Source organism: Blautia sp. CAG:237, assembly GCF_000436615.1.
In the GTDB taxonomy this organism is placed as follows: Bacteria; Bacillota; Clostridia; order Lachnospirales; family Lachnospiraceae; genus Blautia_A; species Blautia_A intestinihominis.
In genome coordinates this window covers 18,116-29,662 of the sequence record NZ_FR886773.1, presented here as the reverse complement: position 1 = coordinate 29,662, position 11,547 = coordinate 18,116, and the positions used below count along the sequence as shown (strand labels likewise).

At 46.1% G+C, this 11,547-nt stretch carries 9 protein-coding genes; 2 read left to right on the top strand and 7 right to left on the bottom strand.

Translation table 11 applies throughout. The features are described 5' to 3' along the window. Nucleotides 1–831, bottom strand: an 831-nt coding sequence (locus tag QZL69_RS13605; RefSeq protein ID WP_291519819.1) for an ABC transporter substrate-binding protein, incomplete at its 3' end; no start/stop codon positions are given. A 277-nt stretch (nt 832–1,108) separates the two neighbouring features. On the opposite strand from QZL69_RS13605, the gene QZL69_RS13600 reads away from it, so the two are divergent. Continuing rightward, a complete protein-coding gene (locus QZL69_RS13600; RefSeq protein WP_022215740.1) occupies nt 1,109–2,149 on the top strand; it encodes a LacI family DNA-binding transcriptional regulator in 1,041 nt (346 codons plus the stop codon). A gap of 55 nt (nt 2,150–2,204) precedes the next feature. On the opposite strand, the gene yiaK is transcribed toward QZL69_RS13600, so the two are convergent. From yiaK to garD, 5 genes are all read right to left on the bottom strand, one after another. Further along, on the bottom strand, nt 2,205–3,212 hold the full coding sequence (yiaK, locus tag QZL69_RS13595; protein ID WP_022215739.1) for a 3-dehydro-L-gulonate 2-dehydrogenase: 1,008 nt from the start codon (nt 3,210–3,212) through the stop codon (nt 2,205–2,207). A gap of 42 nt (nt 3,213–3,254) precedes the next feature. Next, a complete protein-coding gene (locus tag QZL69_RS13590) occupies nt 3,255–4,145 on the bottom strand; it encodes a dihydrodipicolinate synthase family protein (RefSeq protein ID WP_022215738.1) in 891 nt (296 codons plus the stop codon). 78 nt (nt 4,146–4,223) lie between these two features. After that, on the bottom strand, nt 4,224–5,621 hold the full coding sequence (locus QZL69_RS13585) for a GntP family permease (protein ID WP_022215737.1): 1,398 nt from the start codon (nt 5,619–5,621) through the stop codon (nt 4,224–4,226). Nucleotides 5,622–5,719: 98 nt separating this feature from the next. Beyond that, on the bottom strand, nt 5,720–7,048 hold the full coding sequence (locus tag QZL69_RS13580) for an enolase C-terminal domain-like protein (protein ID WP_118252046.1): 1,329 nt from the start codon (nt 7,046–7,048) through the stop codon (nt 5,720–5,722). A 325-nt stretch (nt 7,049–7,373) separates the two neighbouring features. After that, nucleotides 7,374–8,882 carry a galactarate dehydratase gene (gene garD / locus QZL69_RS13575; RefSeq protein WP_022215735.1) on the bottom strand — a complete coding sequence of 503 codons (1,509 nt, stop codon included), beginning with the start codon at nt 8,880–8,882 and terminating at the stop codon, nt 7,374–7,376. 152 nt (nt 8,883–9,034) lie between these two features. Between garD and QZL69_RS13570 the strand changes: the two genes are divergently transcribed. After that, nucleotides 9,035–9,964 (top strand): LysR family transcriptional regulator, encoded by a 930-nt coding sequence (locus QZL69_RS13570; protein ID WP_022215734.1) that lies wholly within the window; start codon nt 9,035–9,037, stop codon nt 9,962–9,964. Nucleotides 9,965–10,315: 351 nt separating this feature from the next. Here the strand turns inward: QZL69_RS13570 and QZL69_RS13565 are convergent, their stop codons facing one another. Beyond that, complete coding sequence (locus QZL69_RS13565; protein WP_022215733.1) at nt 10,316–11,536, bottom strand: NAD(P)-dependent oxidoreductase; 1,221 nt, start codon at nt 11,534–11,536, stop codon at nt 10,316–10,318. Between the last annotated feature and the right edge of the window lie 11 nt (nt 11,537–11,547).

The window sequence follows — 11,547 nt, the reverse complement described above, 5'->3', positions numbered from 1 at the left end:
TCTTCCGCTTTCAAAAAGCTTTTCGACCGGAGCTTCTGACATATATTTGTTCTCTACAATCTGATGGAAATAATTCATAACCTCAACGTTTTTCTCTGAATTAAAATATCCATCTACAGTCATTCCATCATCACTTACCAGATTGCCGCCATTTGCCCAGATAAATGGTGCATAATAATAAATACTTGCTTCACCTACCGGGAAAGTCATATCAATCGGATATCCCTTCTTCTCATCCATTATTGGCTTCAGTTTTGCCAGAATATCCATAAATTCCGTTCTTGTCCATGGATGGTCGGCATCCGGCACTTCAATCCCGGCCTCCTCAAGAATATCTTTATTGTAATAAAGGCCTACACTGGATTCCATGACTCCAAGTGCATAGAGCTTGTCATCATAAGTTCCCTGCTCCAGAATGGATTCCAGATACTCGCCCCTCTCCTCCTCTGTCAGGTCTGCCAGAGGTTGGATGATACCGTTCTCTGCATATGCAGCAACATTCGGTCCGTCCAGTGTAAGAACATCCGGAAGTCCTCCTGAGAGCACCGATGAATTTACCTTATCCGAATATCCGCCGCCGCTGTCATTTCTCGGAATAAATTCAATATCTGCAAAATATTTGCCATTATATTTCTCGTTAAAACTGTCTACAGATTCCCTGTAAACCTGTCCTTCCGGAGTATCCTCAATACTGTGTACCCATATAGAAAGATACTGTTCGCCCTCATCGTATCCTGCCACATCGCCAGGCTTTACTTCCTTTTTCTGGCATCCCGTCATACTGACTGCCATTGCCAGACCGGCAAGAAGAATCAGTTTTGTTTTTTTCATGTTCTCCTCCTTTTCCTTTCTGCTGTTTGTGTAACCGGTAAAGTAACCGGTTACTTTATAAATTGATAATATCATCAGAATATAATTTCGTCAAGTATTCTCTTATTTTTTCATTGATATATACAAATTCTGTATTTTTCCTTTGTTGATTTTTTACAAAACCGGTTACTTAACCACTTCTGTATTGCTTGTCCTTGTTATAAACCACAATTTCTGTTATACTCTTAAGCAGTATAATACTATTCAGTTTTTTTATTGAAAGGACTCTTCTGTTATTATGGGGAAAAAAAATATAACTTTCAGCGATATTGCAAAATATACCGGTTTTTCCAAAACAACGATTTCCAGATATTTCAATAATCCGGACTCTCTTACCCTGGAAAACCAGCAGATCATTGCGGATGCTCTTGAGAAATTAAACTATAAAGAAAATAAAGTTGCGAGGATCCTCGCAAACGGAAAAACAGAATTTATCGGGGTTATCATCCCAAACCTCTATATGCACTACTATTCTGAAGTTCTGAACCAGATATTAAAAACTTACGAAACTTTTGGCTACAAGTTTCTTGTATTCACAGGAGATGACCAGGAGACAAATGAGCGAAAATATATCCAGGAGCTCCTTTCCTACAAGATTGAAGGAATGATCATTCTCAGTCATACGATACCATCCCGTGAACTCGCCTCCTATAATATTCCTATCGTAACAATCGAAAGAGAAGATCAGTATGTCAGCAGTGTCAATACAGACAACTACATGGGCGGGGTGCAGGCAACCAGTCTTCTGGCAAAAACCGGAGCTGATGTACTCATTCATATTAACGCAGAGTTTTCTTCGCAGATTCCATCCTACGGACGTATCAAAGGATTTACTGATATCTGTAAAGAATACCAAATCCCACATGAACTGATCCTTACCGATACAGGACACAGTTATGAAGAAACGTCCCAGATTCTCAAGAACCTGATTGACGATATTGATATCAGATATACCGGCAAAACCAAGGGAATCTTTCTTCCAAACGATACTTTTGCCAATATCGTACTTCATCATCTGATCCGGCGATATGGAAAGCTTCCTGATGATTATAAGCTCATCGGTTTTGATGACTCTCCTGTCTCAAGAGAGGCCATCGTTCCGATCAGTACGGTTGGACAGCAGATCGACAAGATTGCCGCTGCTGCTATGGAAATCCTGAACGTTCAGATCAAAGAAAGCCACAAAAGGAAACCTGCACTTTCTTCCGAACCAGTCCACCAGATCATTCCACCGGTATTGATTCATCGCGAAACAACGCTTCCTGTAAAAACACCCTGATATGTTCAAAACTCCGGTCACAAATTTCTTCATGACCGGAGTTTTATTGTGCTATTTATAATTCACATATTTTTTTCCATATTTCCTCGTTGACCGGGATTCCGTTCTTCAGATTTTCCCTGCGTCGGATGAGTGTTCCCTGTCCTGGATATCGGACGGTATGTCCTTCTTTTTCCGGAATGGAAGCCTGGATATCTTTCAGTGTCTCGTTTAAGATTTCCTGTGCTTTGTCTGGATCCTGATTCAGGACTTCCGGGCGGATCGCGATGAATACCTGCGTCAGGCCGTATTCCGATTCGCATTCCTGTCCTACTTTTGTCACAGTTCTTCCGAGTGTGAGTATCCCGCCGATCAGATCCAGTACGATCGAGAGGCCAGAACCTTTCCAGTAGCCGATCGGGACGACTCTTCTTGTTTTTTCGATGGCTGCCGGGTCGCAGGTCAGGCTGCCTTCCTCATCGTAACCACCCGGATAAGGAAGTTTTTCTCCATTCTGCCTACATACAGAAAGCTTGCCGTAAGAATACTGTGCCATCGCAGTATCAACAACAACATGCTCTCCATTCTGATCCGGAACAGCCAGAACAAATGGATTATTTCCGATCCTTCCATCAATGGCTCCCCATGCCGGCATGTTTGGACAGGTATTTGTCCAGCAGATTCCGATACATCCTGCTTCCGCTGCCTGCCATCCGTAGGCACCGCCGCGCATCCAGTGATTGGTATTGGACATCGCCACCATACCGATCCCAAGCTGTGCCGCCAGTTCTACCGCACGCTGCATTGCCATTTTTGCATTGAGATTTCCCATTCCCAGATGGCCGTCCCATCGTTCCACGGCACCAAAGCCGGTGATTTTTTCCGGCACTGCATTTACGTCAATGTAGCCTTTCTGAATATAATCGATCACTCTTGGAAAACGCTGGTAGCCATGAGAATACACTCCATCTAAAGAAGAATCGGCGAAATTCTTCGCCGATTCCTCTGCACGTTTCTCATCGAAACCATTTTTCACAAGAATGCTCTGTAATTTTTCTTTTATTTCTTCGTAGAAAACCCGCATTTTACATTCCTGCCTTTTTATTTATCTGGAGATTTTATATCATCAAACAAGCTTCATGTCAACCAGAACCTGATGAAGTTTCTCCTTCTCTTCTGGTGTCAGCTCGCCGATCGGTGCCAGGCACTTGCCAACCGGGATGCCCTGCTGTACAAGCCCTTCCTTAATAACAGCCGGGAAAGTACCCATACCGCATGCGATACGGAGCGGTGCCAGTTCAAACTGTGCATCCAAAGATCCCTTGAGATCACCTTCCATAAATTTGTCGTAGATATCAGCTGCGATACGTGGAGCTACGTTTGCACAGGATGCGATCGCGCCTGTTGCTCCATAGCAGAGAGCTGCATGGATCAGAGTATCTCTTCCCATCAGTACGTGGAAATTGTCGTTATCTCTTGTCAGACGGATGTACTCTGCTGCATTTGTCATATCACCGGTGCTGTCTTTGACTGCAACGATGTTGTCGATCTCAGCAAGTTTAGCAACAGTTGCCGGTGTAATGGTTACGTTTGTTTTTGGTTTGTTGTTGTAAAGGATGATCGGAAGCGAAGTGCTTTCTGCGATTTCCTTATAGTAAGCGTACAGTTCGTCCTGTGTCTGGGATACAAACATTGGTGTCAGTACGGAAACTGCATCCACGCCAACTTCTTCGCAGATCTTTACCAGACGGATAACGCCTCTTGTTGTGATATGGTTTGCACCGCCGTAAACCGGAACACGACCTCTTGTCTCATCTTTGACTGTTTCAAGGATCTTGCGATAGGTATCGTCATCGAATGCGTAAAACTCTCCGGTCGTTCCCAGTGGAAACAGACCATGCACGCCGTTGTCGATCAGATGATTGACCATCTGACGCAGTACTGGATAGTTTACTTCTCCGTCATCTGTAAGTGGTGTGATGATTGGTGGAATAATTCCTCTTGGTACAAATCCCATTGTTTTTTCCTCCTCGTTGTTGCTATATTTTTTGGATTGAATGATCTTGTTATATGTTTTAATTTTTGTTCATTGATTTTAGATAAAGAACTGTGCGATAAGCAGTTCCAGTACACCAACGCCCGACATGATCATCGATACGGCCGTCTTGCATCGAACCTGGTCTTTCAGTTCTGTCAGTCCGAACATTCCGTTGAATACCCAGAATCCACTGTCATTGAAGTAGGAGAATGAAATCGCACCTACGCAGCAGGAAAGGGACATAAGAAGCGGGCTGATGCTTAAAACACTCATAAGTGGTGCTGTCAGGGATGCTGCTGTTGTGATTGCAACGGTTGCAGATCCGAGAGCGATCCTCATAAGTGCTGCAATGATGAACGGGATCAGAACTGCCGGAAGTGCCCAGGATGTAACCATTTCACCAAGTGCAGTACCGATACCGCTTACTTTTACAACGTTTCCAAGAGATCCGCCGGCACCTGTGATCAGCATGATGATACCGGTATCTTTGATAGCGTCATCCATCATCTTGAGAACAGCTTTGTTATCTTCCTTCGGAACAAGTCCGTAGATTGCAAGAAGTGTACCGATTCCAAGTGCTACGATCGGAGAACCAAGGAAATCAACTACGCTGTTGCTGATACCAACAAAACCAAGTACAGTTTTGAGAAGGATCAGGATGATCGGGATGAAGATCGGTGCCACAGATACCCAGAAGCCCGGAAGCTGTTTTGCATCCATCATTGCATTGAGTTCATCCATGGATTTGATGTATTCCTGTTTGAATTCTTTTCTGTCAAATCCACCTTCATCGTTCGGAACCTGATAGATTTTCTTTCCGATCCATTTTGTGTAAAAAACTACTACGATCAGCATCGGAATGGAGATCAGTGCACCACCGATGATCATCTGGCCTACATCGACATTGAACATTCCGGCTGCGGTCAGCGGACCAGGCGTCGGAGGTACCAGACAGTGTGTCAGCTGAAGACCAACTGCCAGTGAAAGTGCAAGTCCAACTACAGATTTACCGGTTACTTTGGACATTGCCTTGCAAAGAGGTGCAAAAATTACGATCGCGGAGTCTGCAAATACCGGAATGGAAATGAACCATCCTGTGATCGCCAGAGCCCATTCTTCGTTTTTCTGACCGATCAGTTTGATAAAGCTGTATGCCATTTTTTCGGCAGCTCCGGATTTCTCCAGGATACCGCCCATCATAACGCCAAGACCGATGATGATACCGGTGCTCTTTAATGTGCTTCCAAATCCTTCCTGAATGGCCGTGATCAGACCAGTCTGAGTTGTGCCGTCAGCGAGGGTAATATCTGAGATCGGCATTCCGCCGATGATTCCTGTGATCATGGCTGCAATCAGCAGTGCCATGAAGGAATGTACTTTTGTTTTCATTACCAGGACGATCATTACGATGATTCCTAATGCCAGTCCTAATAACATTCTTGTTGATTCAGACATGTTTTTTCCTCATACTCTTTCCATATATTCATTCACTAAAGTTTTTAAGGGGGAGGATCTGTCGCCAGACCCTCATAACCTATTTTGCTGATAAAATCTTATCTTACGAGACACGGACGCTTGTTATCGAATTTCCATCCCGGGATCAGATACTGCATGCCTTTTGCATCGTCACGTGCTCCCAGACAGTTGTCCATGTAAAGTTTGTGTGCTTTGAGAACCTGTTCGCGGTCAACTTCGATTCCAAGTCCACCTTTTTTCGGAAGATCAATGCATCCGTCAACGATTTTCATCGGCTGTTTTGTGAGACGCTCGCGTCCTTCCTGCCAGATCCAGTGTGTGTCGATTCCGTTCATCTTTCCTGGGATTGCTGCTGCACACTGCACGACCATTGCAAGGCTGACATCGAAGTGATTATTGGAATGACATCCCCACATCATGCCGAAATCGTTGCACATCTGACCTACTCGAACGGAACCGTTCATAGTCCAGAAATGCGGGTCTGCAAGCGGAATATCTACGCTCTGCAGGGACAGGCAGTGATGCATCTGGCGCCAGTCTGTGTTGATCATGTTGGTTGCTGTCGGCATTCCGGAGAGCTGTCTGAACTCTGCCATAACTTCACGTCCGGAGAATCCGTTTTCTGCGCCGCATGGGTCTTCACAGTAAGCAAGACATTCTTTGAGCTGTGGAGCGATCTCCAGTGCTTCTTTGAGGCTCCAGCAGCCGTTCGGGTCGAGATCAACTCTTGCATCCGGGAATGCTTTTTTGATCGCCTGAACTGCTTTGAGTTCTTCCTTCGGTGCAAGTACGCCGCCTTTGAGTTTGAAATCTACGAAGCCGTATTTTTCATGGGTCGCTTTTGCAAGTGCTACGATTGCTTCTGGTGTAAGGGCTTCTTCGTGACGGAGACGGTACCAATCGCATTCTGCATCTGGTTCTTCTTCGTACGGAAGATCTGTTTTTTTGCGGTCTCCAATGTAGAAGAGGTAGCTTAAGAACTGTACTCTTTCTCTCTGGATTCCATCACCCATCAGAGCTGCTGCCGGCACATCAAGGAATTTTCCGAGAAGGTCAAGCAGAGGTGCTTCGATTGCTGTTACTACATGTACTCCGGTACGAAGGTCGAATGTCTGTAAGCCACGCACGTCATCTTTGATATTTTCATCCAGCCATTTACGAACCTTGTTGAGCGTCTGTTTGTAATCTGCAATGCTTGTTCCGATCACCAGGTCTTTTACCTGCTCAAGTGCATTTGTGATCTTCTCTCCTCCCGGAACTTCTCCAACACCTTCTACTCCGTTGGAATCTGTCAGGATCACGATGTTTCTTGTAAAGTAAGGTGCATGTGCGCCGGAAAGGTTTAATTCCATACAGTCATGTCCGGCTACCGGGAAAACTTCCATTTTTTCTACAACAGGTATCATTTTTCTTCCTCCTAGAATATTCGAAATCATTGCGGCCTCAATGTTTTTCTTTGTTTGTTTTGTATGTATTTTATTATATACATTCTGGCTTTTTGTTCAATTCGCAGAATACCCAAGAAGGTTCTTGTGATTTTTATGGTTTCGTTAATGTTGCAGGTTTTGAAATGATATGTTTCATTTTAATCGCATTTTATTTCATACATTGCGTAAAATGCATGTTTTTTGACGATTTAGGGTAAAAAAAAAGCGGGTCGCTTGATATTTACAATTTCAACTGCATACACATGCAGGCATGAGATGCAGTTGAAATTTTGAAACCTGGATATCAGGTGATCGGTGCCGGGTTGAAGATGCAGAGGTCGTTGTGGAGTTTGTATTTCTCTGCGAAGGACTGATCCTTGCCGCTTGCAACTGCGATGATCTTGTTGAACAGCTGGGTTCCGATTTCCTGGATCGTTGCTTCGCCTGTTGCGATCGGACCGGCGTTGACATCGATCAGATCCTGCCACATGGCTTTCATTTCATTTCTTGAACAGACTTTGATGACCGGAGCTGCTGCGAGTCCATATGGAGTTCCGCGGCCTGTCATAAATACCTGCAGAGTGATTCCTGATGCAAGCTGGCATGGACCGCAGACGATATCGCTTGCCGGTGTCGCTGCATAGATAAGACCGTGTTTGGTTGGTTTTTCTGCCGGGGAAAGTACTTCCACGATCGGTGAGCTTCCTGATTTTGCAATGGAGCCCATGGCTTTTTCTACGATGTTGCAGAGTCCGCCTTTTTTGTTTCCCGGGGTCGGGTTAGCGCTTCTGTCTACGTTTCCTTCTGCAAGGTAATGATCGTACCAGCGCATTTCTGCTGCAAGTTTGTCTCTTACTTCTGCGCTGACGCAGCGTTCTGCAAGGTAATGTACTCCGTCACGTACTTCTGTTACTTCGGAGAACATAACGGTTGCGCCGCCTTTTACCAGCATGTCTGCCGCATATCCTGCGGATGGGTTTGCAGTCACGCCGGAGAATGCATCGCTTCCACCGCACTGCATACCGATGCAGAGTTTGGATAATGGAAGTGTTTCTCGTTTTCTTTCGTTGAGGATCGCGAGTTTTTTGTCTGCCATTTTCATGAGGGCGTCAACCATGGCATCGAAGCCTTTCTGTTCCTGGAGAATAATGACATTTTCAGGTGTAATATCGGCTTCATCGAGGAGCATCTGTACAGTGAATTTCTCACAGCCAAGTCCGACTACCATGAGCTGTCCGCCGAAGTTTGGATGTTTGACGAGATTTCTGAGTGCACGGATCGGGACTTTTGCCTCAGGTGCGTTGATGGCAACGCCGCAGCCGTATGCGTGGTTGATCGGGACGATGTCGTCTACGTTTGGATATTTTGGAAGAAGTTCTTCTTTCATTTTCTTTACTGCGACATTCAGTACTCCTGTTACGCACTGTACGGTGGTGCTGATCCCGAGGATGTTTCTGGTTCCTGCGTAGCCGCCGTCTGGATTTGCATATCCTTCGAAGGTAGTTACCGGCGGTTCAGGCAGGTCTGTGACGATGTTTTTGCCGAACTCCATGTCATCTACGGATGGCGGGGTTGGGAGTTCGAGCATGAATTCGTTGATCCAGTCGCCGCGTTTGATCGGGTTCATGGCGTATCCGAGGATCACGCCGTAGCGGATGACCGGGCTTCCTTTTGGAATGTCAGCCAGTGCGACTTTGTGTGCCTGCGGGATGTCCTGGTTGATGTGGATGCCTTCCACTTCTGATCCTGCGCTCAGTGGCTGAACAGCGATGGCTACGTTGTCAGACTGGTTTATTTTTACTAGCAGTGACATTTTGGATTCCTCCTTTGCTTTGTTGAGGTTATTATAACGCAGGAGGTTGTATAAGTAAAATTCATTGTAGTTATAGTTCTCTTAATTTTTCTAATTTACATATTGGAATGTGGAGGGGATTGGGGTAGAATGGAGGTAAGGAGGTACCCACAATGGATTTACGTCAAATACAATATATTGTAGCAATCGCGGAAGAAAACAACATCACCCGTGCAGCGGAAAAGCTTTATATCACGCAGTCTGCGCTTAACCAGCAGCTTCTTAAACTTGAAAAGGAACTCGGTGTGCAGCTTTTTCATCGTTCGCGGACGGACTGGCATCCTACGGAAGCTGGGGAGATTTATCTGAAAGCTGCACGGGAAATGCTGTTGCTTAAGAAGGATACTTATCACAGGATCCATGATCTCGCGAAGATCCAGCAGGGGGAGCTCAGTGTTGGCTTTACGCCTGGGCGTGGGATCGCCATGTTTTCTAATGTGTATCCGAAATTTCACCGCCTGCATCCTAATATCCAGGTCACTCCACGGGAACTCAGTGTCCAGAAACAGCAGGAACTCCTGATATCCGGTGAGTTGGATCTGGGATTCGTGACACTTGTTCCGGAACAGCAGAAACCTGCTCTGAGTTATATTCCTTTAGCTTCCGAGGATATTTTTGCTGCCGTTCCGATCCGCCATCCGATCGCCACACCACCGGAGGAAGGATGGACAAATGCTGTTCCTGTTCGCGAGGGTGAGATTTCCGAACTGAACCTTTATGCGCTACGCGAGGAACCTTTTGTCCTCACGTACAAAGAATCCACGCTTCGCGACCTGACCGACCACATCTTCGAATCTGCCAGTTTCAAGCCTCATGTACTCTTTGAGACCTCCAGCAATGCAACCATCACCACTATGGTCGGGGCTGAAATGTGCTGTGGCATCATTCCTGCTTTTTATGCCCGTGGACACGAGGACAAGATCCGATTCTTCACTCTCCCTGGCAAGCCCTCCTGGAACATCATGGCATGTCACCACAAAAAACGTTATCTCAGCAAAGCAGCCAGAGATTTCATATCCCTGGCTGAAGAATTCTGGAGTTAAATTTTATAGATTGTACATTTTGTTCTGATTTTGTGTTATAATAATGTTGCTGCCGCTCCTCCAGCAGAAAGGAGGTGTATCTCTTGGATGATTTTTTCACCACACTTCTTGTCACCGTGTTAGCAAATGTAATTAGCTATTACATATGCAAATGGCTGAGCGGTAGACAATAGGTAGCAACAGCCTAAACGGAATAGCTCACCGTAACGAGCAACAGCCTAAACGGAACAGCTCCCCGTTAACGAGCAAGAAAACCCCCAGAGCGGCAACTCTGGGGGTTTTCGTTTTGCCTCTTGGAATTTCACCACATTCCTTAGCTATTATTTATTATATGTCTTTCCCTGGTAAAAGTCAACTTTCTTTTTCCATATACGCGATCATCGCCACGGCCGCTTTCTTTGCCTGTTCTACGGCATGGACGACGGTTTTGGAGCCGTGTACGACATCTCCTGCGGCGAAGACGCCTTCTCTGGTGGTCATTTCGTTTTCGTCTACGATGAGGAGACCTTTGTCGGAGCCTTCCAGTCCTACTGTTGTGCGGATCAGGCGGTTTCTTGGTCCCTGGCTGATGGCGATGATCGTGGAATCTGCTTCCACCTGGTCTTCTCCTTCCTCGTATCCGACGACTTTATTATTCTCATCAATGACCGAAGTCTTGAATACCGGGCCGGTTTCCGTTATGCGCTCGATTGCTTTTCCAAAGACAAACTGTGCGCCATCCAGCTCTGCATACGCCATTTCATGCGAGTTCGCCGCTACATGCGTTCCGCGGGCGTACAATGTCACCTGCAGTGCACCGTTTCGAAGAGCTGTCCGCGCAACGTCCATTGCCGCATTTCCCATTCCAATAATGGCGACTTTTTCTCCCAGATCATATGCTGCCGGATTTTCCAGATAGTCAATGCCGAAATGCACATTCGCCAGACATTCCCCCGGAATCCCCAGGTTTCGTGCTTTCCACACTCCTGTTCCAACAAACACGCTTGCATATCCGTCGCGGAAAAGGTCATCGATCGTCAGAACTGTTCCGATCGCAGTATGCGGACGGATGCGGATACCCATCGCAAGGATCTGCTTTTCCAGACGATCCAGGATAGATTTCGGCAGACGGAATTCCGGGATTCCGTAACGTGTGATACCGCCGATCTTGTCCTGCTGCTCAAAGATCGTCACCTTATACCCATGCTGTGCCAGAATGATCGCCACCGTCAATCCTGCCGGACCTGCCCCGATCACTGCCACCGGTTTTTTCTTTTCTTCTGGAATCTGAAGTTTCATTCGATCCAGATAAGTGTCCGAAATATAGTTCTCAATACTGGAAAAATGCACCGGATTGCCTTTCTTTCCAAGTACACAGTGACCGGCACACTGCTGCTCATGGTCACACACGATCGAGCAGATCACAGACATCGGATTATTCTGAAACAGCTCCGCCCCCGCATCCATGACCTTGTGCTCCTTGAACATCTGGATAATATGCGGGATCGGTGTATGCACCGGACATCCTTCCATACATCTTGGTTTCTTACAATTGAGACAGCGGTTTGCCTCATCTATGATATGGATCGCCATAGCGTTTCCTC